The organism is Paraburkholderia sp. UCT70, from assembly GCF_050434085.1.
GTDB classification, from domain to species: domain Bacteria; phylum Pseudomonadota; class Gammaproteobacteria; order Burkholderiales; family Burkholderiaceae; genus Paraburkholderia; species Paraburkholderia tuberum.
Map to the genome: position 1 here is coordinate 592,071 of NZ_JBNPVZ010000002.1, position 24,443 is coordinate 616,513.

Consider the following 24,443-nt stretch of genomic DNA (forward strand, 5'->3'; position numbering starts at 1 on the left):
CCAAACACGCTAAGCCCGCTTACGCGCCGGCGCTCGATCGGATCCCCCTGCGATAAAGCGGTCGAGTCTTTCGCTGGCCTCCGTAATCGCCCAAAGCGGAGCGCGATGCAGCTGCCGATCGTAGCTCGTTGCGATCGATGCAAAGAGCGCGAATCCCGCTTCGTCCAGCTTCCATTCGTTGCGTTCCCGACCTCCGTCGAACACCATCGCCGAGGCGCGGTTCGCGGCGTGGAGCTCTTCGTGGCTCATCGAGCCAAAGCCGGCATCAGCGAGGTAGCTGGTCAACAGCATGATCTGCGTGACCGTCTGCGCATCGCTCTTCGTACCGCGGCCGCGGCGCAGTGCGTCGAGCGACAGATGAACTCGCAACGCGAGATCGTCGGCGATCTGGCGCGCGATGGGCAACAGCATGGCTTTGGCATGCCGCGCGCGGGCGGCGCCAGTGTTGCGGAAAGGAATTGGTTGTGCCATGGAGATCCGAGGGGTTTGCCTGAGCACATGCAATAACGGCGCGCTTAGCAAAAGGTTGAGCCTTCATTGCGTTTTAGCCACTTCCTTCGACGAAAACGTTTGCTGACGGCCACTTGCACGCAGATTGCCGGCACGTCGCGGCGGCCGTCGTCGAGCGAATTGGCACCTACATCGCCCGCGATGCGCCGTTCACTCCCCACGAATCCAGCGGCTTTGCTTCCTATGCTTGCCCACGGAACGGCGTCGCGCCGCATTGCCACCTCGCGCTCGTCCGGCCATCTACCTCGGCGAAACCTCTCTATCATGACGATTGGAACAACCTCGGCCAGCAAGCCGGACGCCGCCGCCACCAGCGCGAGCGGCAGCTTGGACGCCCCCATCACCATCGACATCGAGCAGGTCGTCTACTTCCCGCCGCAGCCATTCGCCGCGCAATGGATCGCCGAGGTCAGGCAGAGCGCGGAGCGGCTCGGTGTGTCGTCGATGGACGTGATCAGCGGCGCGGGCCACGACGCCGCCTATCTCGCGCGCGTCGCACCCAGCGCGATGATCTTCGTTCCCTGCAAGGACGGCATCAGCCACAATGAAATCGAGGACGCGCGCGCCGATCATCTGCAAGCCGGCTGCAATATGCTGCTGCAGGTGATGCCGAGCGCGGCGTCGAGAACGGGGAGCATGCGCGCATGAAGATCCTGATCGCACGAATGAACCACGAGACCAACACGTTCTCGCCAGTAGAGACCCCGCTGGCCGCATTCGGCCGCAACGGTCCGAGCTACGGCCGCGCCGCGTTCGACGAAAACAAGGGCATGCAAACCGCGATGGCCGCGTTCATCGACGCCGCCGAGCGCGTGCATGCCGAAATCGTGACGCCGATCTCCGCCATGGCGAATCCGAGCGGGCCGGTCGACGCCGCCGCCTACGATGCGATCTGCGACGCGATCGTGGCAGCCGCGACGGGCTGCGACGCGGTGATGCTCGATCTGCACGGCGCGATGGTCGCCGAGAACTCGACCGACGGTGAAGGCGATCTGCTCAGTCGCGTGCGTGCGTCGCTGCCGCACGCGCCGATCGCGGTCGCGCTCGATCTGCATGGCAACGTCACGCAAAGAATGATCGACAACGCCGACGTCATCGTCAGCTTCAAGACCTATCCGCACGTCGACATGTACGAGACTGGCGCACATGCTGCGCGCTTGCTGTTCGACATGATCGAGGGCCACGCGAAGCCGGTGATCGCGTGGCGTCAGCCGCCGCTGCTCACGCACACGCTGCGCAGCGCGAGCGTTGACGGCGCGATGAAACGCGCGCTCGATGCCGCGCGCGCCGCTGAGGCCGACGGCATGCTCGCGGTGTCGGTGCTGGCGGGCTTCTCGCTCGCCGATATCGAAGCGCCATGCATTAGCGTCGTCGTCGTGGGCAATGGCGAGCGCGCGGATGCGGAGGCGGTCGCCGAGCGCATCGCGCGGCAGATCTGGGACGAGCGCGACGATTTCGTCTATCGCAGCGCGCCGCTTGCCGAATCGGTCGCGCGGGCGGCGTCGCTGGCACGCGCCGCCGATAAACCGGTGCTAATGCTCGATCACGGCGACAACTGCATGTCGGGCGGCACGTGCGACACGATGGATTTGCTCGAGGAAGCGTTGAGGCAGGGCCTCGAAGGCATCGTCAGCGGGCCGTTGTGCGATCCGCAGGCGGTCGCGGCCCTGGCGGCCTCGGGTGTCGGTAGCACGGTCACGCTCGCGATCGGCAACAAGCTCACAAACGATGCATTGCCCTCGCGTTCGCCGCTTGCCATGACCGGCGTCGTGCGCGCGCTGACCGACGGCGAATACGTGATCAGCGGCCCGACCTACACCGGCCAGCGCGCGTACATGGGGCGCGCGGCAGTGCTCGACACCGGCACGGTGAAACTCGTCGTGACCGAACGAACGCATGAGCCGTGGGATCTCGGCGTGTTCGAGAGCGTCGGCATCGATCCGCGCCGCGCGCGTTTTCTGCTGCTCAAATCACGCATGTATTGCCGGCCGGTTTTCGTGCCGATCGCGGAGGCACTCGTCGAATGCGATAGCCGCGGCGTCACGAGTTCGGACTATGGTCTGTTCAGCTTCGAGCACGTGAAGCGGCCGGTTTATCCATTGGACCCTCACACCGAATGGACCGCGACGAACTGATCAACATGCATGCGTTTCGATAAATCGCGGCAAGGGCTTGTGCAGTCCGCATGGAGTCTCTATAATTCGCGCCTCTAAAGGCTCGTAGCTCAGTTGGTTAGAGCACCACCTTGACATGGTGGGGGTCGTTGGTTCGAATCCAATCGAGCCTACCAACGCATCTGTGACGTAGACGAAAGCGGTTCCGCTTTCGTCTACGTCCCTGTCAAATCCATCCAGCCGTTCCCTCAGTTTCGCCGTTCGGCATCACGTCCCCTTCGTTTTCGTTGTCCGCTCGTGGCTCGTGCACATTCATGCGCGCTCTCTCGCTGTTGCGTCGTCGTTCGACAATGCGCGATACAGTTAGACCTTCCGCTTTCGCCGCCGACCCGACTGCCGTTCCCATCGCGTCTTCGATCATGCGATGCCAGCAGCATCCAACGGAGCTGACGCAATGAAGAAGCTCATCAACGATGTGTCCACCGTGGTCCCCGATATGCTCGACGGGCTCATCGCGCTCAATCCCGAACTCTCGCTGTTGCAAGGCGGCACGATCGTCTTGCGTGCCGATGCCCAGGCCGTGGCCGCGCGCGGCGAGGTCGCGCTGATCTCGGGCGGCGGCTCGGGCCACGAGCCCGCGCACGGCGGCTATGTGGGCCACGGCATGCTGAGCGCGGCGGTGGCCGGCGAGATCTTCACCTCGCCCTCCACCGACGCCGTGCTCGACGCGATACGCGCCGTGGCCGGCCCCGCGGGCGCGTTGCTGATCGTCAAGAACTACACGGGCGACCGCTTCAACTTCGGCCTCGCGGCCGAAATCGCGCGCGCCGAGGGCATCCTCGTTGAGATGATGATCGTCGCCGACGACGTCGCGTTGAGCGCGAGCGGCGATCACGCGGGCCGTCGCGGACTCGCGGGCACAGTGTTGGTTCACAAGATCGCGGGCGCGGCGGCCGCGCGCGGTTTGCCGTTGGCCGAGGTCGCGCGGCTCGCTCGGGAAGCGGCCGCGTCGCTCGGCACGATGGGCGTCGCGCTGGCGCCGTGCACGGTGCGGGCCGCGGGCAAGCCGGGCTTCGCTCTGGGCGATGGCGAAATCGAATGGGGCCTCGGCATTCATGGCGAACCCGGCGTGGCGCGCGGCGCGCTGGAGCCGGCCGACGCGATCGTCGGCAAGCTGCTTGCAAAGATCGTCGACGATCTCGCGTTGCAGGCGGGCGAGCGCGTCGCGCTGCTCGTCAACAATCTGGGTGGCACGCCGCCGAGCGAACTCAACGTGGTGGCTGGTGCCGCGCTGCGCGAGCTTGCCGGGCGCGGCATCGAAGTCGCGCGCGCGTGGGCCGGCACATTCCTGAGCGCGCTCGAAATGGCCGGCGTCTCGCTGACGCTGCTGCGTATCGATGACGAACGGCTGAGCCTGCTCGACGCCGCCTCACAGACGAGCGCATGGCCTGCGCTGAGCGGCCGCGTCGCGCAGATCGCGGTGCGTGCGGCGCCACCCGCGCCGCAAAGCGCGAGCGGCGCGACGCTCGCGCGTGACGCGACGCTGCGGCGCGCGATCGAAGCGGTCTGCGAGTGCCTGCTGGCAGCCGAGCCGACATTGACCGAAATGGACCAGCGCGTCGGCGACGGCGACCTCGGCATCAGCCTCGCGCGCGGCGCACGCGCGGTGCAGCTCGAGCTCGATTCCTATGCGTCAGCAACCACCCCGGGCGCGGTATTGCGCGGCATGTCGGCGACGCTGCGGCGCGTGGTGGGCGGCACGTCGGGTCCGCTGTACGCGGTGATGCTGCTGCGCGCGGCGGCCGCGCTCGAACAGTCGGGCGGGACCACCGCACGGCAATGGGCGACGGCGTTCAGCGCCGGTGTCGATGGGTTGATGGAACTGGGGGGCGCGAGGCCGGGCGATCGGACGATGGTCGATGCGCTGAGGCCCGCTGCCGACGCGCTGCACGACGCACTCGCTCAGGGAGCGTCGACGGATGCCGCATTGCGGGCCACCGTCGAGGCGGCATGCGATGGCACTTCTCGTACCGCATCGATGCATCCGCGGCGCGGGCGTTCGAGCTATATTGGCGAGCGCGCGCTCGGTCATATGGACCCGGGCGCGCATGCGGTCGCATTGTGGCTCGCGGCGATTCGCGACGCGCTTCCCGATTAGGCGCAGGCGGACGCGAACGATACGGCGAGCGCAAGGGACGAGCGCACTTTCGCAGCAGGGAAAAACTACGCCGCCGTCACGGCCGCAGCAGATCGAACCCCGCGAACGCCACGACGCCGCTCAGTGCGATCAGCGCCACCGAGTGCTGTCCAAGGTACAGCAGCCCGGCAGCGGACCAACACGTGACAGCGAATGCGGCAATACGTTTCATGCTTCCTTCTTCTACGACTCGAACTCAAAAACCGACTCAGAAGCCCAGCGTAACGGCCAGCAATCCACTGACGACACCGCACACCACCACTGCACAGGCCACCACCGTCAGCACGCGCCGCGGAAACGACCGCGCGAGCATCGCGAGCGACGGCACGCTGACGAGCGGCAGCGTCATCAGCAGCGCGCCGGCGGGGCCGGCGGCCATGCCGAACGACAGCATCGCCTGAATGATCGGCACTTCACCCGCGGTCGGAATCACGAACAGCGTGCCGGCGATCGACAGCGCGATGATCCACAGCAGGCTGTTGTCGACGTCCGGGCCGATGTGCGGAAACAGCCACGCGCGCGCCGCGCCGAGAATCAGCACGAGCGCGATGTATTCCGGCACGAGCCGCAGCGTCATGCGCCCCAGAATCGTGATCCAGCGCGAGAACGCGGTGCCTGGATTGTCGGCGCTGACCAGTTGCGCGACGGCCTCTCGCGACGCTTGCGCTTCCTGCGGCGTAACCATGCGGTTCACGACGTAGCCAAGGCCGAACACCATCAGGATGCCGAGCGCGAGGCGCAGGCCCATCCACTGCCAGCCGAGCACGAAGCCCATGAAGATCAGCGTAGCGGGATTCAGCGCGGTATTACCGAGCCAAAAAGCAATCGCCGCGCCCGGCGCCGCTTCACGCGCGCGCAGGCCCGCGACGACGGGCGCCGCGCAGCAGGTGCACATCATGCCCGGCAACGACATCAGGCCGCCTTTGACGACGCTGTTGAAGTCGGCACGGCCGAGCGCGCGCGCGACCCATTGCGGCGGAATCAGCGCCTGTACCGCGGAGCCGAGCAGCAGGCCGAGCACCATCGCCTGCCAGATTGCCTTGCCGTAAGCGAGCGCGAAGTCGATCGCGGCCTGCCATGAGGCCGCCGGCGCGCTCGTGGACGTGCCCATCAGGATCGACTTGCCGATCGAATGCTGGCTCGCGGCGACGAACGCGCGGTTGTAGTACGGAAACCACTTCACATAGAAGAGGCCGACGACGGCGATCAGCAGAAATACGATCCAGCCAAGCGGGACGCGGGGTTGCCGAAGGGTTGATTGCATGATTGTTGTTGAATGTCGTTGTGGATCAACCGACGACTAGCGTGCGGGTATCGAGCTGCGCGAGCAGCATTTTTGCCTGCTCGACGATGTCGGCGTCGTTCGGGCGGAAATCGAGTTGCAGCGCGTCCGGCAACTGCTCGAAATGCTGGCCGCTGCTGCGCGCGTATGCGGGATCGTAGTGCCGTTCGATCAGTTCGCGCGCGAGCTCGGCGCGCCGGTTCTCGTCGACGAGCCGCAGCCAGCCCGTGATCCGCTCGCGGCTGTGCAGACCGATCAACCGTTCCAGCTGTCCTTTGAAGTAATCGGGATGCTCGAACAGATGCGCGTAATCCTGCAGCAGAAACGCCGCGCGGTCCTCGCTGCTCGAGCGCACCTCGACGCACGCGCCGCGATGAAACGTTTCGAGCAGCGCAAGCGGCAGCGTGACGGAGCCGATGCGCCGGCTTTCCGCCTCGACGAACACCGGCCGGTTCACGTCGAAGTCGCGCAGCGCGGTGACGAGCAGCGTGTCGAAACGCTTTTGCGACGGCTGCGCCACGCCCGCATACGCGCCGAGCAACGAGCCGCGATGCGAGGCGAGCGCCTCGAGGTCGAGCGTTTGCGCGCCGGCCTCATGCAGCGCCGACAGCAGCCGCGTCTTGCCGCTGCCGGTCGGGCCGACGAGCGCGATATAGCTGAAACGGCGCGGCAGGGTTTCGAGCCTCTCCAGCGTGGCGCGCCGGTAGCTCTTGTAGCCGCCGTCGAGTTGCCGCGCCGACCAGCCGATCATGTTGAACAGCGTCGTGACCGAGCCCGAACGCTTGCCGCCGCGCCAGCAGTAGATCAGCGGGCGCCAGTTGCGCGGCCGGTCGGCGAACGTGGTTTCCAGATGATGCGCGATGTTGCGCGCGACTAACGCCGCGCCGAGCCGCGTGCCCTCGAACGGCGACACCTGCTTGTAGGTCGTGCCGACCAGCACGCGTTCCTCGTTGCTCAGCACTGGCGCGTTGGTCGCGCCCGGAATATGGTCTTCCTCGAACTCGAGCGGAGTGCGAACGTCGACGATTTCATCGAAATCGCCGGCTTTGTCGAGGCTGACTAGAAGACTTTTCAAGGGAGTAGGGACAAAACGGACCGCGGGAAGACAGAAATTATCGCATGGGCGGCTCGTTCGGGCCGGTTATATGCGTCCTTCCCGGGGTTCTCCAGTGACGTCCTTCGGCCACCTACCTCAGATGACTTCGACCCGCGCTTCCCCGCTCACCAGCTCGCCGATCACCCGTGCGTCGGCAAAGCCATCGGCGCGGAACAGCGCGAGCACTTCGTCTACCGCTTCGGGCGAGCACGACACCAGCAGCCCGCCCGACGTCTGCGGATCGGTCAACAACGCGCGGCCGACGGACGGCAAGGTGGCGGGCAGCACCACGTCGTGGCCGTAGGCATCCCAGTTGCGGCCCGATGCGCCGGTGAAAATGCCTGCTTGCGCGAGGCTCGCGACGTTCGGCAGCCACGGCAGGTCCGCGTAGCGCACGCGCGCGGTCAGCTTCGAGCCGCGCGCGAGTTCCAGCGTGTGGCCGAGCAGGCCGAAGCCGGTGATGTCGGTTAGCGCATGCACGCCGTCGAGCCGCGCCAGCTCGGCGCCCGGCCGGTTCAGCTTGGTGGTTGCGCCGATCATTGCCGCGTAGCCGGCCTCGTCGAGCCGGTCTTTCTTCAGTGCCGCGGACAGAATCCCGACGCCGAGCGGCTTGCCGAGGATCAGCACGTCTCCGGCCTGGCCGCCCGCGTTGCGCTTGATGCGCTTCGGATCGACGATGCCCAGCGCGACGAGGCCGTAAATCGGCTCGACCGAATCGATCGAATGGCCGCCCGCGACCGGGATGCCTGCTTCCGCGCAGACCGATTCGCCGCCTTTCAGCACGGCCGCGATCACGTCGTGCGGCAGCACGTTGATCGGCATGCCGACGATCGCGAGCGCCATGATCGGCTTGCCGCCCATCGCGTAGACGTCGGAGATCGCGTTGGTCGCGGCGATGCGGCCGAAGTCGAATGGATCGTCGACGATCGGCATGAAGAAATCGGTGGTCGCGACGATCGCCTGGTCTTCGTTGAGCTTGTAGACGGCGGCGTCGTCGGCGGTGTCGTTGCCGACCAGCAGATCGGGGAAGAATGGCAGCGGCGCGCTGCGCTTGAGCAGATCGGCGAGCAGGCCGGGCGCGATCTTGCAGCCGCAGCCGCCGCCGTGCGACAGGCTCGTCAGGCGGGGCGACTGGCTTGCTTGAACTTGGGTCATGGGGGCGAGAGTTGGGGTTCGTCGAATGACCGCATTATGAGGGTTGTTTTCACACTGTGCAGCGTCGGCACGGGCGCAAACCGGCTCTATGCCGAACCCGTTTCGAACCCCGTTTTGCCGAGCGATAAACGGCCGCGTAAAAAATACTAATGCCGAAGGAAATGCAAGCGGCATGTACGCGCGATGAAACGAATTCTTTACGCTACAACGCAATTCCGCGGCACCGCGCGAATTGATCGGCGTCGACAATTAACAAACCAGTTATCGAGATTCCAGAACCTCAATTATTGCTGCCCGCGCCGGTCCCATACAGGCCATTGTTAAATCCGCCAGCCCCTTCGGGTTTTTGTCCTTGACCGGTGGTTTTGCCGCGCGCGCTACCCTGCCCGCTGTCTTTCGACTGAGGTTTTTGCGATTCATGAACCGCCGAAGCAGCCGGTTCGGGCGTCGAACCCATCGCGGACGAGCGGCTTTCCATTTGCGAAGAGCCGCGCGGCTGGGGAATCTGCGCGAAGCTGCGCGGGCTCGAGGCCAACAGCGCGGCGCCGAGGAGCGCCAGCGAGGCCGCGCCGCGTGCCGCGCGACAGGAGAAAGTCGGGGAGTTCATAGGAGCGCAATAATCCGCCGATAAGGTCAATGGGAGTCCCGATTCGCGGATGCAGCATGAACGGTGCCCAGCAGCGGGAATAAATCGTGCAGGCAGCGTGCCGCCCTTCATTCAAGTGACTTTCGCATGTCCCATTTACCGGGGTGGCGAATACGATGCATGTCGCGAAACGGCATCTATAATCAATTTTGTCCCCAAAAGAGCCGAGGCCATGCAATGACGCAAATGACTCGGCGACAATTCCTGAAGGTCTCTGCCACGACACTTGCCGGATCGAGCCTGGCCCTGATGGGCTTCTCGCCGACACCCGCGCTGGCCGAAGTCCGTCAGTACAAATTGTCGCGTGCGACTGAAACCCGCAACACCTGCCCGTACTGTTCGGTGGGCTGCGGCATCCTGATGTACGGTCTTGGCGACGAGGCCAAGAATGTGAAGACGAGCATCTTCCACATCGAGGGCGACCCCGACCATCCGGTCAATCGCGGCACGCTGTGCCCGAAGGGCGCGAGCCTGATCGACTTCATCCATAGCCCGAGCCGTCTGCGCTATCCCGAGTACCGCGCGGCCGGGGCGAGCGAGTGGAAGCGCATCTCGTGGGAAGACGCGCTAGACCGCATCGCGAAGCTGATGAAGGAAGACCGCGACGCGAACTTCGTCGAGACGACCGAAGACGGCAAAAAGGTCAACCGCTGGCTGACTACCGGCGTGCTCGCGGCATCGGCCGGCAGCAACGAGGTGGGTTATCTGACGCACAAGACTGTTCGCAGTCTTGGCATGCTCGGATTCGACAATCAGGCGCGTGTCTGACATGGCCCGACGGTGGCAGGTCTTGCCCCGACGTTTGGCCGTGGAGCGATGACGAACCATTGGGTCGACATCAGAAACGCGGACGTGATTCTCGTGATGGGCGGCAATGCGGCCGAGGCCCACCCATGCGGTTTCAAATGGGTCACCGAAGCCAAGGCGCACCGCAAGGCGCGCCTGATCGTGGTCGACCCGCGCTTTACGCGTACGGCGTCGGTCGCGGACTACTTCGTGCAGATCCGCACCGGTACGGACATTGCGTTCCTCGGCGGAGTGATCAACTACCTGCTGACGAACGACAAGATCCAGCACGAGTACGTGAAGAACTACACGGACATGCCGTTCATCGTGCGTGAGGATTTCGCGTTCAAGGACGGCCTGTTTTCCGGCTACAACGCCGAGAAGCGCAGCTACGACAAGACCTCGTGGGACTACGAGCGCGGCGACGACGGCTTCGCCAAGGTCGACCCGACGCTGCAGGACCCGCGCTGCGTCTATCAGCTGATGAAGCAGCACTACTCGCGCTACACGCCCGAGCAGGTCGAGAAAATCTGCGGCGTGCCGAAAGAGAAGTTCCAGCACGTGTGCGAGATGCTCGCGTCGACGTCGGTGCCTGGGCGCGCGGCCACGATCATGTACGCGCTCGGCTGGACGCATCACTCGATCGGCTCGCAGATCATCCGCACCGGCGCGATGGTGCAGCTGCTGCTCGGCAACATCGGCATCGCGGGCGGCGGCATGAACGCGCTGCGCGGCCATTCGAACATCCAGGGCCTGACGGATCTCGGCCTGATGTCGAACCTGCTGCCGGGCTACATGACGCTGCCCATGGAAGCGGAGCAGGACTTCGACGCCTACATCGCGAAGCGCGCCACGCAGCCGCTGCGGCCGAACCAACTGAGCTACTGGCGCAACTATCGCGCGTTCCACGTGAGCTTCATGAAATCGTGGTGGGGCGACAAGGCGACCGCCGAAAACAACTTCGCTTTCGACTATCTGCCGAAGCTCGACAAGTCCTACGACCTGCTGCAAGTCTTCGAGCTGATGAATCAGGGCAAAATGACCGGCTACCTCGCGCAGGGCTTCAACCCGCTTGCCGCCGCGCCGTTCAAGGCGAAGAACGGCGCGGCGCTGGCCAAGCTGAAGTGGCTCGTGATCATGGATCCGCTCGCGACCGAAACGTCGGAGTTCTGGAAGAACCACGGCCCGTTCAATGACGTCGACAGCGGCTCGATCCAGACCGAGGTGTTCCGTCTGCCGACCACCTGCTTCGCCGAGGAACGCGGCTCGCTCGTTAGTTCGAGCCGGGTGCTGCAGTGGCACTGGCAGGGCGCGGACGGTCCCGGCGAAGCGAAGAGCGACCTCGATATCATGGCGGGGCTGTGGCTGCGTATTCGCGACGCTTATCGCAAGGACGGCGGCAAGTATCCCGATCCGATCCTGAACATGAGCTGGCCGTATGCGAACCCGGAAAGCCCGACGCCCGAAGAACTCGCGATGGAGTTCAACGGCAAGGCACTCGCGGACGTTACCGATCCGAAGGACACGACCAAGGTGCTCGCGAAGAAGGGCGAGCAGCTCGCGAGTTTCGCGCTGCTGCGCGACGACGGCTCGACCTCGAGCGGCTGCTGGATCTTCTGCGGCGCGTGGACCCAGGCGGGCAACCAGATGGGCCGCCGCGACAACTCGGACCCGACCGGCATCGGCAACACGCTGAACTGGGCCTGGGCATGGCCGGTGAACCGGCGGGTTCTGTACAACCGCGCGTCGTGCGACCTCAGCGGCAAGCCGTTCGATCCGACGCGCAAGCTGATCGCGTGGAACGGCAGCAAGTGGTCGGGCGCCGACATTCCGGACTTCAAGGTCGACGAGCCGCCCGAAAACGGCATGAATCCGTTCATCATGAATCCGGAAGGGGTCGCTCGGTTCTTCGCGCGCGAGAATATGGTGGAAGGGCCATTCCCCGAGCACTACGAGCCGTTCGAAACGCCACTCGGCTACAACCCGCTGCATCCGGACAACAAGTTGGCCGTCAGCAATCCGGCGGCGCGCGTGTTCCCGGACGACAAGGCCACCTTCGGCTCACACGAGAACTTCCCGCACACGGCAACCACCTATCGTCTGACCGAGCATTTCCACTACTGGACCAAACACGCGCATCTGAACGCGATCATCCAGCCCGAGCAATTCGTCGAGATCGGCGACGACCTCGCGAAGGAGATCGGCGTGGTGGCCGGCGACCGGGTCAAGGTGAGCTCGAACCGTGGGCATGTGGTTGCCGTTGCGGTCGTGACGAAGCGGATCAAACCGCTGATGATCGAAGGCAAGAAGGTGCAGACCGTCGGGCTGCCGCTGCATTGGGGCTTCATGGGAGTCGCAAGGCCGGGCTATCTCGTCAATACGCTGACGCCCCCGGTGGGCGACGGGAATTCGCAGACACCGGAATTCAAGTCGTTCCTCGTCAAGGTCGAAAAGGCATAAGGAACAGAGATGGCACTGCAATCACTGGACATCAGACGCGTTTCGGCCACCACCACGCAGCCGCCGGTGATTCGCGAGCCGGCCACGGGCACGGTCGCGAAGCTCATCGACGTGTCGAAGTGCATCGGCTGCAAGGCGTGTCAGACGGCTTGCATGGAGTGGAACGATCTGCGCGACGAGATCGGCGTGAACGTGGGCGTCTACGACAACCCGCCCGACCTCACCGAGAATTCGTGGACCGTCATGCGGTTTGCCGAGTACGAGAATTCTGCCGGCGATATCGAATGGCTGATCCGCAAGGACGGCTGCATGCACTGCGAGGACCCGGGCTGTCTGAAGGCCTGTCCGTCGCCGGGCGCGATCGTGCAGTACACGAACGGCATCGTGGATTTCCACCAGGAGAACTGCATCGGCTGCGGCTTCTGCATCGCCGGCTGCCCGTTCGACATACCGCGTATGTCGAAGCAGGATCGCCGCGTATACAAGTGCACGCTGTGTTCGGATCGTGTGGCGGTCGGCCAGGAACCAGCCTGCGTGAAGACCTGCCCGACCGGCGCGATCATGTTCGGCACCAAGGAGGACATGAAGCAGCAGGCCGAGGACCGCATCGTCGATCTGAAGGAGCGCGGTTTTCAGAACGCTGGCCTGTATAACCCGGCCAAGGTCGGCGGCACGCATGTGATGTACGTGTTGCACCACGCCGACCGGCCGTCGCTGTATCACGGCCTGCCGGACGATCCGCGCATCAGTCCGCTGGTCTCGTTGTGGAAGGGCATAGCCAAGCCGATCGGGCTCGCCATAATGGGGATCGCCGCGCTCGCGGGCTTCTTCCACTACACGCGCGTCGGCCCGAACGAGGTGTCCGAGGCCGACGAAGCCGCAGCCGTCAAGGAAGCCGAAGAAGCACGCCGTTCGCGGGAGGGTACGCAATGAACCACTCTGAGCACACCGACTTCACGGACGTAACGGGCAACCGCCTGATCGTGCGCTATACACCGAACGAGCGCACGAATCATTGGATCACCGCGATCTGTTTCATCCTGCTTGCGCTGTCCGGTCTCGCGCTGTTCCATCCGTCGATGGCGTTTCTGTACGTGGTACTCGGCGGCGGGCAGTGGACGCGGATTCTGCACCCGTTCATCGGCTGCGTGATGTTCATCTCGTTCCTGATTCTTGCGTTGCGCTTCTGGCATCACAACTATCTGGACCAGGCGGATATCCAGTGGATGAAGCAGATCGGCGACGTGCTGAACAATCGCGAGGAACGCCTGCCCGCAATCGGCAGGTACAACGCCGGGCAGAAGCTGCTGTTCTTCGTGATGGTGATCTGTATGCTGCTGCTGTTGCTGAGCGGCATCGTGATCTGGCGGCGCTACTTTTCGTTCTATTTCCCGATTGGTGTGATCCGGCTCTCGGCGCTCGTGCATGCCGTGACGGCATTCCTGCTGATCGTCGGCATCATCGTGCATATCTATGCGGCGCTGTGGGTCAAGGGCTCCATAGGTGCGATGACGCGCGGCACCGTTACCTATGGCTGGGCGCGCAAGCATCATCCAAACTGGTTCAGGGAAATCATCGGCAAGTAAAGTATGCTCAATCGGCGCTGCCCCAGCGCATGTTTCAATGCGCCGCACGCAGCGCCCCTCCCACCGGGCCGCCGCGCCTCGTCGATGACGGGCGGCGGCCCTTCAGTTTTCAGAGGTCGATATCTTGACTCAACGCATTCTCGAAGCCGCCGACATCGAGTCGCTCGATCCCTCGGCAATACCCCGAATCCGCATGCCCGAGCGGCTCGCGGTGTTCGCGCCGCGCGCCGCGCGCCTGCGTCAGCTCGCCTCGCGCGGCAATCCGATCGCCGGCTACCTGCGGCTGATGGCGGCGCTCGCCGATGCGCAGCAGGCGGTGCTCGCGCACTTCAAGGCCCAGCCACCGAGCCCCGAGCTGATCGCGAGCGCGCAGCAGTATTCGATGCCGCTGATTCCGGCGCTGTCCGGCGCGCGCGATCCGGCGTGGCGCGACGTGCTGCTACAACTGCTCGACAGGATCGAAGCGGCGGGTCCCCCGTGGACGCCGCCGCTCGTGGCGTTGTTCGCGCGCCTGCGCTCGCTCGACGTCGCCGCGCTCGAAGCGCAGGCCGACGCGATCTTCGCGCAGCGCTTCGCCGACGTCGAGCCGGCGAGCGCGCCGTTCATCATGGCCGCGCTGCAGGTCGTATGGACCGACCTCGCCGCCGACATCGACAAGCGCGCCGTACCGTACCTCGACACACCGGGCCTGTGCCCGGTGTGCGGCTCGCATCCGGTGGCGAGCACGCTGCGCATCGGCGGCGCGTACGACAACTATCGCTATCTGCAATGCGGATTGTGCGCGACCGAATGGCATATGGTCCGTAGCAAATGCTCGAACTGCGATTCGACGAAGGGCATCGCGTACCAGGTAGCCGGCTCGCCCGACGCCGACGCAGCCGCGCGCGAGGCCGAATCGAAAAACGCCGCGCTGAAGGCGGAGTCGTGCGACGAATGCCATACTTACCGCAAGATCGGCATTCAGGCGAAGGACTACGAGTTCGATCCATTCGCGGACGACCTCGCGAGCCTCACGCTCGATCTGCTGATGGGCGCGGAAGGTTACCGGCGCGCGTCACCGCATCCATGGCTGTGGCCGGAGCAGACGGCCGGCGCGGCCGAAACGGAGGGCGACGAGTCGGCCTGACGGCGACCTGACCGGACGCAAGTTCAAAACGACAAGGATTGCTCGTGAGCGATGTGAGCAGCTCGGCATTGCGCGCGCTGATGGCGCGCGTGCCGTCGGTGGACAAGGTGTTGGCGTCGGAAGAATTCGTGCCGCTCATCGGCGCATACGGCCGCACCCAGGTACTCAACGCGCTGCGCGACGCGCTCGATGCGTGGCGCATCAGTGCGCAATCGGGCGATGCGGCGGCCAACCCGACGGTGAGCGCGCTCGATACCGCGCAGCTGCATGCGACGGTCGCCGCGGCGCTGCTCGCACGTAACGCGTCGCGGCTGCGCAGCGTGTTCAATCTGACCGGCACCGTGTTGCACACGAACCTCGGCCGCGCGCTGCTGCCCGATGAGTCGGTGCGCGCCGTGATGAGCGCGCTCACGCAACCGGCCAACCTCGAGTTCGATCTCGCCACCGGCACGCGCGGCGACCGCGACGAACTGATCGACGATCTGATCTGCGAGCTGACCGGCGCCGAAGCGGCGACCATCGTCAATAACAACGCCGCCGCGGTGCTGCTCACGCTGTCCGCGCTCGCGGCGAAGAAGGAAGTGGTGGTGTCGCGCGGCGAACTCGTCGAAATCGGCGGCGCGTTTCGCATTCCCGACATCATGAGCCGCGCGGGCGCGAAGCTGCGCGAAGTCGGCACGACGAACCGCACCCATCTGAAGGACTATGAACAGGCGATCAACGCGCGTACCGCGCTGCTGATGAAAGTCCACGCGAGCAACTATGCGATCAGTGGCTTCACGAAGGAAGTCGGCATCGAAGAGATCGCGCCGCTCGCGCACGCGCGCGGGCTTGCGGTCGCCGTCGATCTCGGCAGCGGCACGCTCGTCGATCTCGCCGAATGGGGCTTGCCGCGCGAGCCGACGGTGCGCGAGACCGTCGCGGCCGGCGCCGATCTGGTCACGTTCAGCGGCGACAAGCTGCTCGGCGGCCCGCAGGCCGGGTTGATCGTCGGGCGGCGCGATCTGATCGCGAAGATCAAGAAGCATCCGCTGAAGCGCGCACTGCGGGTCGGCAAGCTGACACTCGCGGCGTTGGAGCCTGTGCTCCAGTTGTATCGCGCGCCGGAGAAGTTGACGGAGCGGCTGACCACGCTACGGCTCCTCACGCGGGCCGCCGAAGATATTCACGCCGCCGCGCAGCGCGTGTTACCGGCGCTACAGCATGCGATCGACGCGCGCTACAGCGTGGCCGCGGAGCCGATGTTCAGCCAGATCGGCAGCGGCGCATTGCCCGTCGACGTGCTGCCGAGCTATGGCCTCGTCATCAGAATGACCGACGGCAAGCGCGGCGGCCGTCATCTGCTCGCGCTCGAAAAGCAGTTGCGCGAGATGGCGCGGCCGGTGCTCGGCCGGATCGCGGACGACGCGTTGCGGCTCGATCTGCGCTGCCTCGAAGCCGCCGACGAAGCACAATTGATCGCACAGCTGATCGCGCAACCGAAAAGCAACTGAAGGACGGGCACGCATGATCGTCGGTACTGCTGGGCATATCGACCACGGCAAAACCAGCCTCGTGAAGGCACTCACCGGCGCCGACACGGACCGGCTCAAGGAAGAAAAAGCGCGCGGCATTTCGATCGAGCTCGGCTACGCGTACGTGCCGCTCGACAACGGCGACGTGCTCGGTCTGATCGACGTGCCGGGCCACGAAAAGCTCGTGCATACGATGACCGCGGGCGCGAGCGGCATAGACTTCGCGCTGCTCGTAATCGCCGCCGATGACGGCGTGATGCCGCAAACACGCGAACATCTGGCGATCGTCGAACTGCTCGGCATCCGGCGCGGCGCAATCGCGTTGACGAAAGTGGATCGCGTCGACGACGAGCGCCTGCGCGAAGTGCGCGATGAAGTGAGCGCGTTCGTCGCTGGCAGCGTGCTGCGCGACGCGCCGGTATTCGGTACCTGCGCGACACGCGCGGGCGATGCGGGCGTCGCCGCGCTGAACGCGCATCTGCGCGAGCAGGCCGCCGCATGGCGCATGAAGCGTGACGACGGCCTGTTCCGCCTCGCCGTCGATCGCGTGTTCACGCTCGCGGGGCAGGGCACGATCGTCACCGGGACCGTGGTGGCGGGCAGCGTGAGCGTCGGCGACACGATGGTGCTCGCGCCGAAAAACGAATCGGTGCGCGTGCGCAGCATCCACGCGCAGAATCGCCCCGCCGAAACCGGTCGCGCCGGCCAGCGTTGCGCGCTGAATCTGGCGGGCATCGAGAAGAGTGCGATCGAGCGCGGCGACTGGATCGTCGATCCGCGACTGTCGCAAGCGAGCGAGCGCGTCGACGTCGCGTTGACGCTGCTCGCCGACGCGCCGCACGCGCTCGAACATTGGGAGCCGCTGCACGTGCATCTCGGCACGCAGCATCAGGTTGCGCATGTCGCGCTGCTCGAAGGCGACACGCTCGCGCCCGGTCAGCGCGCGCGCGTGCAACTCGTGTTCGAGCGGCCGGTGTGCACGGTGCCGGGCGATCGCTTCGTCGTGCGTAACGCTCAGGCCAATCGCACGGTGGGCGGTGGGCACGTGCTCGATGCGTTCGCTCCGGCGCGCAAGCGGCGCTCGCCGGAGCGCTTCGGCTGGCTCGACGCGATGCAGTCGCTGCTCGACACCGGCTCACTCGACGCGCTGTTCGCTCGCGCGCCGCACGGTTTGTCGCGGGCGTTGCTGGAGCGCCTCACGGGGATGCCGGCAGCCGCGCTCGCGTTGCCCGCCGCGACTCGCACGATCGAACTGCCGGGCCATGACGCGCTGCTGGTCGCGGACGCGACATGGCACACGCTCGAGCGGCGCCTGACGAGCGCGCTCGCGCAATACCACGAGCGCTCGCCCGACGAACTCGGCCCGGACGTGTCGCGCTTGCGGCGCATCGCGGCGCCACTGGTCGACGACGCGCTGTGGCGCGCGCTGGTCGACGTTGCGGCGGTGCGTGGCGAGCTCGTCAGACGCGGACCGTGGCTGCATTTGCCCGGCCACGCCGTGACGCTCGACGCCGCCGATCAGGCGCTTGCCGCGACGCTGCTGCCCGAGATCGAGGCGGGGCGTTTCGATCCGCCGTGGGTGCGCGAGCTCGCGAATGCGCACGGTGTGCCGGAGGAGCGCGCGCGTCAGTTGCTGCGCAAGCTCGCGCGTCAGGGCGAGCTGTTCCAGGTCGTGCATGACCTGTTCTATCACCAGCAGGTGATTCGCGAACTTGCGTCGATCGCGGCGGCGGAGGCGCACAAGAGCGGCGGCACCGTGGCGGCCGCGCCGTTTCGCGACGCGACCGGGCTCGGCCGAAAACGCGCGATCCAGCTTTTGGAGTTCTTCGACCGGGTTGGGTATACTCGCTTCCACCGTGGCCTGCACCTCGTGCGCACGGATAGCCGCTGGCTCGATCTGCCTTGATCTGCCTTGATCTGGCTGGCGGTCTGTTTCTATCGGGCACGCGTCATTCAATCACCGTAGGAAGGCATTCGTATCCGGTGGTGCGGCTGGGCTTCAAACCCAGTTGAGGGCGTCAGACGCTCTCAGGTCGGTTCGACTCCGGCTGCCTTCCGCCCCATAGGCCTTCCCGGGCATTCCGATATCTTCCGAAAACGTTCTCTAGGCCGCTGATTTTAAAGCGGTTTATGGGTAACGGCGTGCTTGCTGATTCCGGTGAGGTCCCACACAATTTACACACGAAGTATGGGTAGGAAGATGGGGTAAGTGGGTAGGAGGGAATCATGTCAGGACGACAGTTGCACCGGCTCAGCGCACTGCGGATCGCGAAGGAGGTGGCCCCGGGCCATTACGCCGACGGCGGTGGTCTCTATATGCAGATCGCGGACAGTGGCGCGCGTTCGTGGGTGTTCCGGTTCAGGCTTGACGGCCGCCTGAGGGAGATGGGCCTCGGTCCGGTTTCGCGAGTCTCGCTTGGCGAGGCGAGGAAACTGGCCGCCAGCTACCGCGAGATGGTCAGGGACCAGATTGATCCCATCCTCGCGCGGCGCGAGCAGCAGCGCCGACAGTTGCTCGATATCTCGGCGGGATGCCAACGTGACGTTCCGTGAGGCAGCCGAAGCGTTCATCTGCGCGCGGGAGCGCGAGTGGCGAAACCGCAAGCATGTCCAACAGTGGGGTAATACGCTCAAGAGCTACGCATACCCGGTGATCGGCGAGGTTCGGGTGCGCGATATCGACACCGCGATGATCGTGCGGATTCTCCAGCCGATCTGGACGAAAAAGGCGGAAACCGCGCGCCGGGTGCGGGGCCGTATCAAGGCCATCCTCGACGCCGAGACTATCATGGGCCACCGCACCGGCAGCAACCCGGCACGGTACGTTGACCATTTGCAACTCGTATTGCCGCGCTCGAAGAAACGCTCACAGGTAAGACATCATCCCGCGCTGCCCTGGGAAGAACTGCCCGGGTTTATTCGCGAACTGGAGCAGCGCCCCAGACGTGCAGCACGGGTCCTGCACCTGCTTATCCTCACAGCCACTCGCACGAACGAGGTCCGCTTTGCGCGGCCGGAGGAGTTCGACCTCGCCAACCGTATCTGGTCAATACCCGGCGACCGGACGAAAAGTGGCCGGCCGCTTCGCGTGCCGCTTTGTGAACGGGCCGTCGACATCGTCCGCAGCGCGCTGCCGCGGGCGGAATACGGCTACCTGTTCCCGGGCTGCAAGGAAGGTCGCCCATTGTCGAACATGGCGATGCTGACTCTGCTGAGGCGCATGTCGCGGGACGGGATCACTGTGCATGGTTTCCGGTCGACGTTTCGCGACTGGGTGGCCGAATGTACGGAATACCCGGATTCACTCGCCGAAGAAGCACTGGCTCACATCATCGTATCGCAGACGGTAGCGGCCTACCGGCGTCGCGACCAGCTTGAGCGTCGGCGCCTGATGATGGAAGACTGGGGAAGGTATAGCGGCAAAGCGCAGGAGAGCACTGTGCCAACGGCGTCGGCGGTATCAGAAGCGTTCGCTGCATAGTTGCTGTTCGAACACGGAGAAAGCCGGACCATTCGACAGGTTTCTTTCGATCGTTCATTGAGCATTACTGACGGGCAGGCAGTCGCAGGGGACTTTGTCTTCGTGTGGAGAAGCATTTCCTGCGTGGGGTGCCGGTGGTCGGAGGTTCAAATCCTCTCGCCCCGACCAATAGATATAAGGCTCTCACGGCTTCGGCTCTGAGAGCCTTTTTCGTTTGGGGCGATTTTGCCCCCACGTTTGCCCCCACAAGACGGATGGCTCTCGCGGGAACAAAGCGGAATTTTGGGTCGCGTCGAGGGGCCGGCCGCGTTCGCTGCTCACGAGATTGAGACTCGTATATCAATGCGCGAACTGTGCTCGCGACAACCTGTTTACTGGTAACGCAGTCCCATTTCTGACGGCTTGGGGGCTGCCAGCGGTCCAACTGTAGGGCGGCGGAGCAGCAGTTCATTCGCTTAGGAAAACCAGGAATGCGCGTTGGATACTAGTACGGCCTATCGATAACAGCCTGAGGGAATCTCTATGAGCGGATGCGATTGCAGCTTATGCGTCGAAAAGGACACTGCAAGGTGGTGGATCGCTGCTCAGATCGAAACATCGACTAGGCTCCTATAGGTTTATCACTCCGCAGAGCGCAGCGCTGTTCGATCACTCCCTCTCCGCCAGAAACGGCGGCAAACCCCGCAGAGTCTGGGCCTAACCGCATTTTGTTTTTGCGCGATCCACACAACGACATCAAGTCATAGCCGGATTCTGGCGGACCTTCTTGTATGTCGGTCCAATGCATGGACCGAACTTATGTCCGGTCGCCGACAAGACGTTGATGACGTGTGCTTTATTAGCCACCATCGTCAACTCCAACGCAGCGACGATGCCGTACAACTCGCCCTTAATGTTGACGTCGACCATGCGATCGCACTCCCCTACGTGCAAGCGGTCAAGCGTCGAGCGAGCGAGGCGTGAGTTGATCGACCCAAACGCCGCGCTCAGCCAACATGTCTTCAAGGTGCCGTAGGTTCAGCGGATAGGCCACGTACCAGCGCACGCAAGTCAGAATCACGTCCAGCGGATAATGCAGGCGTTTGAGCACTCGGGCCACCACCGGATTCATCGTCTTCATCGAGCTTTCAGTCGTTCATGTCGTTCCGCACATCATAGCGGACCGGCCTTACTGCAACAGAACCGCCATAGCTTACTGGCCGCCGAACGGTTTCTCGACCGTCAGCTTGGTGGTCACGGAGATGACGCCCGGGACGCCCTTGGTGATTTCGGCCACCTTGTCGATCTGCGATGGGTCGACGACCGTCCCGTAGAGGGTGACTGCACCGCCCTTCGCGACGACACTGATGTTCCCGGCGTTGATCTCCTTGTGCTTCACGATGGCCGAATAGACCTTGCGGCGCAGTGCGCGACTGGCCGCCCGGTCCGATTTGGCCGCCGGTGCGGCCGACGCCGCCGTCGCGGCGCCATTCGACGCCGCGCTCGCTGCGCCTGACTGCGCCGAGACGTGAACCGATGCCAGCGCGAGCAATATGCCACCGGCCATCCTGAGTGCCATGTTGGTTGTGCTCATTCGATGCTCCGATTGTCGTGGTTCACGGGTCAGAAAGCGTGACGGATGCCGATCATTGCTGCGGTGCTCGACGTTCCTTCCGGAACCGGCGCAGCGTATACGATCGTCTGGCTCATGTTGCCCCGGTTGTTGACGTACCCGACCTGTGCGTAGGCGAGGGTGGTCTTGGACAGGTTATATTCGGCGCCCACCGCGAACAGATTCGACTGGTTGGACGAAAAATTCCGGTCCCTCAGGTAATAGAAGCCCGACGTGGCCTTGAAGAATGGGGTGAACTGGTAGCCGAGGCCAGCGGAGATCATCTCGAAGCTGTCTTGACTGCTTTTCGCCGGATTCTTGCCCATGCCGTACGACGTCGACACGGAAACATTGTAAAACGTGTATTGCGCGCCAACGTACCAGAACCGGTTGTTGTTCAGGCCTGTCGCCGGGGTCACGGCACCGTTGGGCGCAAACGGGTTGGCATCGTGTCCGTTGTAGTACACCCCCGCCACGTTGAGGCCGTAGTTCGAATACTTGAGCACGGCCGACTCGCGCGTGCCGCCTTGAAACTTCCCGGCGACGCCGCCCGGCGCGTACTCGAGCGCAAGCGATGCGCCGTAGAATTTCGGCGACTGGTAGACGATCGCATTGTCGTCATACAGCGCGCCGATCGAGCCGTTCGTGCTGGTGCCCGGCCAGCCCGCGGCCTGGTTCAGGCCGAGCCATGCGGTCAGGATGCTGCCGAAGTATTGGGCGTTCCGTACGTCGGTGTCCGCCATCGCATAGATCATCGGCAGGATCTGCCGGCCCAGGTCGAGCGTGCCGTACGGACTCGACACGCCCACCGTCGTCTGCTGGTTGAACATCGCGGTGGCGGTCGGTGTGTCGGCCAATCCGGCCCTCCCGGTGGGTGTGTCGAACGACCCCTGCAGCTTGAAGTTGACCTTGTAGCCGCCGCCGATGTCCTCGGTGCCCTTCAAGCCCCAGAGGCTCGCATAGATGCCGCCGTCCTTGAGCTCGTAGACATGCCCGAGATTCACCTTCGACTGAAAGTTGCTCGCGTTCGCGCTCTGATACAGGAACCCGGTATCGAGTATGCCGTACAGCGTCACCGACGATTGCGCGTGTGCTGCGCTCGCGAACACGACAAGCGCTGCAGCGCCACTCCACATCGATTTCATTTCCGTCTCCTAATTGTTTTGCAATCGCGGGACACTTCCGGCAGGCGTACGGCTAGTGCTGGAATGAAACTGGGCCGGGCGTTTCTACCGGCATCGAGTGGGCAGGAAGCAGTCCCCATGCTTAGATCGTGCTCCTCGATTCGGGCAGATGGCCCTGGGGCTGCTGGCGAGCGGTTCAAACAGTGACAGCAAGGCGCACCCTCACCGGTTGTAGAGGCCGGTCAGGGTGGCCGTAGCGAGCGTGTTCTGGTAGATCACGAAGCGCACCACCGCGTTGGGCGCGTTGGCCGGCGGCTCCAGCTTGCGCACACCCAGCGCGTGCACGGTGAAGATATAGCGGTGCGCCGGCAAGCCCTTGGGCGGGCAGGGACCGCCGTAGCCGGTGGCGCCGTAATCGTTGGTGGCCTGAGTGCCGCTGGCGCCCAGGTCAGTGGCGTCGGGTGAGCCTATGCCTGCGGCGAGCTGGGTGACGGACGAATCGATATCGAACAGGATCCAGTGCCAGAAGCCGCTGCCGGTGGGTGCGTCCGGGTCGTACAGCGTCAGGGCGAAGCTCCTCGTGCCTGCCGGCGCGCCGTGCCATTGCAGCGCGGGCGAACGGTTCTGGCCGGTCCCGTCGAAGCCATCGAACTCATGCACCAGTTGCAGCCGTTCCTGATCCTTGAATTCAGGCGATATCACTGTGAAGATGCTCACGCCATTTCCTTTGATTTACTTGATTTGATAACCAGGAAAGCTGCATCGCCTGGATGCGCCCCGGAACCGATGCACTTATTTGTCATGGCGCGGCATCCTCCAGCTGCGCCACGGCCTCCCCACGCACGACACGTTCGGCGGCGGACGATTATTCAATCGTGTCTGCCCCATTGATTCCGTTATGCGGACAGGTCCGCGATAACCCGGGCATAGGCGGCGCCCATTTCCGTCACTGTCGGATTGCGGCGCAGCGTCAGGCCGCCATTGACCTGCAGGTTCTGTCCCGTCATGAAGCACACGTTGCTTGCCAACCACAAAGCCGCTTCGGCGACGTCGTCCACAGTGCCAATACGTCGGAGCGGATAGCCGGCCTCGAAGGCCCCAATATTTCGGGGATGTCCAGCGCGTCACCCGACATCGGCGTGCGAGTGACGCCAGGAGAGATCGAATTGGCGCGAATTCCGAGATGGCCAAAGTCGTTGGCCACACAGCGCACGACGTGGTCGGTGCCAGCCTTGCTGCCCATATAGGCGGCGTGGTTCTCAAGCATGATCGTCGCGGTCGCGGGCGAGATCATGATGATCGAGCCCCCCGGCGTCGGATTTTGCCTCATCGCTTTCACGAGCACCTGCATGAACTGAAAGGGCCCCTTGAACTGGAGATCCATCATCGCCTGCAGTTCATCCTCACTCGTCTCTTCGAACGGCCGGAGAAGTCCCCAGCCCGTGGCGTTGATGCCGACATCGACGTGGCCGTAGCGCTCGTGCGCGAAGGCGACGAGGGCTCCGACGTCTCCCTTGCGCGTGAAATCGCAAAGCCGGCTGGCGCCTCCGATTTCGCTTGCCAGGTGATCCAACGGCTCCGCGCGTCGTCCAGCCACAATCACGCTGGCGCCTTCGCCGGCGAAGCGTCGGGCAATGCACTGCACCATGTTGCCTTGGCCGGCGGCGCCGACGACGATCACGACCTTACCCTCAAAACTCTTCATGAAACTGTCCTCCCGCAAGGTTCATCCTCATTTCGCAGTCTCCAGGCTCGGGTTTGTCGACCGTCGCTGA

19 protein-coding genes, 2 tRNA genes and 4 pseudogenes are annotated in these 24,443 nt (G+C 64.4%); 12 read left to right on the forward strand and 13 right to left on the reverse strand.

Annotated elements, in window-relative coordinates; genetic code table 11:
* Positions 1-9 precede the first annotated feature (9 nt).
* Positions 10-471 (reverse strand): hypothetical protein, encoded by a 462-nt coding sequence (locus tag OKW41_RS04975; protein ID WP_429446906.1) that lies wholly within the window; start codon positions 469-471, stop codon positions 10-12.
* A gap of 44 nt (positions 472-515) precedes the next feature.
* Positions 516-863 (reverse strand): hypothetical protein, encoded by a 348-nt coding sequence (locus OKW41_RS04980; protein ID WP_429573437.1) that lies wholly within the window; start codon positions 861-863, stop codon positions 516-518.
* Between OKW41_RS04980 and OKW41_RS04985 the strand changes: the two are divergent.
* From OKW41_RS04985 to dhaL, 4 genes and pseudogenes are all read left to right on the forward strand, one after another.
* A pseudogene (locus OKW41_RS04985) lies at positions 814-1,158 on the forward strand (M20/M25/M40 family metallo-hydrolase); the annotation flags it as partial. The gene OKW41_RS04980 and the pseudogene OKW41_RS04985 sit on opposite strands and share 50 nt — an antisense overlap.
* Complete coding sequence (locus OKW41_RS04990) at positions 1,155-2,645, forward strand: M81 family metallopeptidase (protein ID WP_429445125.1); 1,491 nt, start codon at positions 1,155-1,157, stop codon at positions 2,643-2,645. The pseudogene OKW41_RS04985 and the gene OKW41_RS04990, both read left to right, overlap by 4 nt.
* Before the next feature lie 78 nt (positions 2,646-2,723).
* Positions 2,724-2,800: transfer RNA gene (locus OKW41_RS04995), tRNA-Val, on the forward strand.
* Positions 2,801-3,078: 278 nt separating this feature from the next.
* The gene (gene dhaL / locus OKW41_RS05000) at positions 3,079-4,782 is read left to right on the forward strand and encodes a dihydroxyacetone kinase subunit DhaL (RefSeq protein ID WP_429571744.1); all 1,704 of its coding nucleotides are present in this window, start codon (positions 3,079-3,081) and stop codon (positions 4,780-4,782) included.
* A 76-nt stretch (positions 4,783-4,858) separates the two neighbouring features.
* Here the strand turns inward: dhaL and OKW41_RS05005 are convergent, their stop codons facing one another.
* The 5 genes from OKW41_RS05005 to OKW41_RS05025 all read right to left on the reverse strand — a co-directional run bounded on the left by OKW41_RS05005 (position 4,859) and on the right by OKW41_RS05025 (position 9,072).
* A complete protein-coding gene (locus tag OKW41_RS05005) occupies positions 4,859-4,993 on the reverse strand; it encodes a hypothetical protein (protein ID WP_143037237.1) in 135 nt (44 codons plus the stop codon).
* A gap of 36 nt (positions 4,994-5,029) precedes the next feature.
* Positions 5,030-6,085 (reverse strand): permease, encoded by a 1,056-nt coding sequence (locus OKW41_RS05010; protein WP_429571745.1) that lies wholly within the window; start codon positions 6,083-6,085, stop codon positions 5,030-5,032.
* 25 nt (positions 6,086-6,110) lie between these two features.
* Entirely contained in the window at positions 6,111-7,178 is a 1,068-nt protein-coding gene (gene mnmH, locus OKW41_RS05015) for a tRNA 2-selenouridine(34) synthase MnmH (RefSeq protein ID WP_429445131.1), read from the reverse strand.
* A gap of 117 nt (positions 7,179-7,295) precedes the next feature.
* Positions 7,296-8,354, reverse strand: a complete 1,059-nt coding sequence (gene selD, locus OKW41_RS05020; RefSeq protein WP_429571746.1) for a selenide, water dikinase SelD — start codon at positions 8,352-8,354, stop codon at positions 7,296-7,298.
* A 280-nt stretch (positions 8,355-8,634) separates the two neighbouring features.
* The gene (locus tag OKW41_RS05025) at positions 8,635-9,072 is read right to left on the reverse strand and encodes a beta-xylosidase (protein ID WP_429445134.1); all 438 of its coding nucleotides are present in this window, start codon (positions 9,070-9,072) and stop codon (positions 8,635-8,637) included.
* A 105-nt stretch (positions 9,073-9,177) separates the two neighbouring features.
* On the opposite strand from OKW41_RS05025, the gene fdnG reads away from it, so the two are divergent.
* The 8 genes and pseudogenes from fdnG (at position 9,178) to OKW41_RS05065 (ending at position 19,953) form a co-directional block, all read left to right on the forward strand.
* The gene (gene fdnG / locus OKW41_RS05030) at positions 9,178-12,246 is read left to right on the forward strand and encodes a formate dehydrogenase-N subunit alpha (RefSeq protein WP_429571747.1); all 3,069 of its coding nucleotides are present in this window, start codon (positions 9,178-9,180) and stop codon (positions 12,244-12,246) included.
* A 9-nt stretch (positions 12,247-12,255) separates the two neighbouring features.
* Positions 12,256-13,179: a formate dehydrogenase subunit beta gene (gene fdxH, locus OKW41_RS05035; protein ID WP_429445138.1), complete on the forward strand. Its 924-nt coding sequence runs from the start codon at positions 12,256-12,258 to the stop codon at positions 13,177-13,179.
* Positions 13,176-13,832: a formate dehydrogenase subunit gamma gene (locus OKW41_RS05040; RefSeq protein ID WP_429571748.1), complete on the forward strand. Its 657-nt coding sequence runs from the start codon at positions 13,176-13,178 to the stop codon at positions 13,830-13,832. The genes fdxH and OKW41_RS05040 overlap by 4 nt, the downstream gene beginning before the upstream one ends.
* A 124-nt stretch (positions 13,833-13,956) precedes the next feature.
* On the forward strand, positions 13,957-14,958 hold the full coding sequence (gene fdhE / locus OKW41_RS05045; protein ID WP_429571749.1) for a formate dehydrogenase accessory protein FdhE: 1,002 nt from the start codon (positions 13,957-13,959) through the stop codon (positions 14,956-14,958).
* Positions 14,959-15,002: 44 nt separating this feature from the next.
* Positions 15,003-16,451 (forward strand): L-seryl-tRNA(Sec) selenium transferase, encoded by a 1,449-nt coding sequence (selA, locus tag OKW41_RS05050; protein ID WP_429571750.1) that lies wholly within the window; start codon positions 15,003-15,005, stop codon positions 16,449-16,451.
* Between the two features lie 13 nt (positions 16,452-16,464).
* On the forward strand, positions 16,465-18,378 hold the full coding sequence (gene selB / locus OKW41_RS05055) for a selenocysteine-specific translation elongation factor (protein WP_429571751.1): 1,914 nt from the start codon (positions 16,465-16,467) through the stop codon (positions 18,376-18,378).
* A gap of 59 nt (positions 18,379-18,437) precedes the next feature.
* Positions 18,438-18,530, forward strand: a tRNA-Sec gene (locus tag OKW41_RS05060).
* Positions 18,531-18,698: 168 nt separating this feature from the next.
* Positions 18,699-19,953, forward strand: a pseudogene (locus OKW41_RS05065) (tyrosine-type recombinase/integrase).
* Between the two features lie 735 nt (positions 19,954-20,688).
* Here OKW41_RS05065 and OKW41_RS05070 read toward each other — a convergent pair.
* The 6 genes and pseudogenes from OKW41_RS05070 to OKW41_RS05095 all read right to left on the reverse strand — a co-directional run.
* Positions 20,689-20,862 carry a hypothetical protein gene (locus tag OKW41_RS05070; protein WP_184062866.1) on the reverse strand — a complete coding sequence of 58 codons (174 nt, stop codon included), beginning with the start codon at positions 20,860-20,862 and terminating at the stop codon, positions 20,689-20,691.
* A 49-nt stretch (positions 20,863-20,911) separates the two neighbouring features.
* Positions 20,912-21,073 (reverse strand): annotated as a pseudogene (locus tag OKW41_RS05075) (IS6 family transposase); the annotation flags it as partial.
* A 72-nt stretch (positions 21,074-21,145) separates the two neighbouring features.
* A complete protein-coding gene (locus OKW41_RS05080) occupies positions 21,146-21,526 on the reverse strand; it encodes a BON domain-containing protein (RefSeq protein ID WP_429445153.1) in 381 nt (126 codons plus the stop codon).
* Positions 21,527-21,555: 29 nt separating this feature from the next.
* Positions 21,556-22,689, reverse strand: a complete 1,134-nt coding sequence (locus OKW41_RS05085) for a porin (RefSeq protein ID WP_429571752.1) — start codon at positions 22,687-22,689, stop codon at positions 21,556-21,558.
* Between the two features lie 201 nt (positions 22,690-22,890).
* Complete coding sequence (locus tag OKW41_RS05090; protein ID WP_429571753.1) at positions 22,891-23,385, reverse strand: YbhB/YbcL family Raf kinase inhibitor-like protein; 495 nt, start codon at positions 23,383-23,385, stop codon at positions 22,891-22,893.
* A 311-nt stretch (positions 23,386-23,696) separates the two neighbouring features.
* Positions 23,697-24,373 (reverse strand): annotated as a pseudogene (locus tag OKW41_RS05095) (SDR family NAD(P)-dependent oxidoreductase); the annotation flags it as partial.
* Between the last annotated feature and the right edge of the window lie 70 nt (positions 24,374-24,443).

Coding starts and splice junctions, on each gene's coding strand:
- OKW41_RS05040 (WP_429571748.1), top strand. CDS start 13,176: ATGAACCACTCTGAGCACACCGACTTCACGGACGTAACGGGCAACCGC.
- OKW41_RS04980 (WP_429573437.1), bottom strand. CDS start 863: ATGTCGATGGTGATGGGGGCGTCCAAGCTGCCGCTCGCGCTGGTGGCG.
- OKW41_RS05010 (WP_429571745.1), bottom strand. CDS start 6,085: ATGCAATCAACCCTTCGGCAACCCCGCGTCCCGCTTGGCTGGATCGTA.
- OKW41_RS05080 (WP_429445153.1), bottom strand. CDS start 21,526: ATGAGCACAACCAACATGGCACTCAGGATGGCCGGTGGCATATTGCTC.
- OKW41_RS04975 (WP_429446906.1), bottom strand. CDS start 471: ATGGCACAACCAATTCCTTTCCGCAACACTGGCGCCGCCCGCGCGCGG.
- OKW41_RS05070 (WP_184062866.1), bottom strand. CDS start 20,862: ATGGTCGACGTCAACATTAAGGGCGAGTTGTACGGCATCGTCGCTGCG.
- fdxH (WP_429445138.1), top strand. CDS start 12,256: ATGGCACTGCAATCACTGGACATCAGACGCGTTTCGGCCACCACCACG.
- dhaL (WP_429571744.1), top strand. CDS start 3,079: ATGAAGAAGCTCATCAACGATGTGTCCACCGTGGTCCCCGATATGCTC.
- OKW41_RS05005 (WP_143037237.1), bottom strand. CDS start 4,993: ATGAAACGTATTGCCGCATTCGCTGTCACGTGTTGGTCCGCTGCCGGG.
- OKW41_RS05085 (WP_429571752.1), bottom strand. CDS start 22,689: ATGAAATCGATGTGGAGTGGCGCTGCAGCGCTTGTCGTGTTCGCGAGC.
- OKW41_RS05025 (WP_429445134.1), bottom strand. CDS start 9,072: ATGAAGGGCGGCACGCTGCCTGCACGATTTATTCCCGCTGCTGGGCAC.
- selD (WP_429571746.1), bottom strand. CDS start 8,354: ATGACCCAAGTTCAAGCAAGCCAGTCGCCCCGCCTGACGAGCCTGTCG.
- selB (WP_429571751.1), top strand. CDS start 16,465: ATGATCGTCGGTACTGCTGGGCATATCGACCACGGCAAAACCAGCCTC.
- OKW41_RS04990 (WP_429445125.1), top strand. CDS start 1,155: ATGAAGATCCTGATCGCACGAATGAACCACGAGACCAACACGTTCTCG.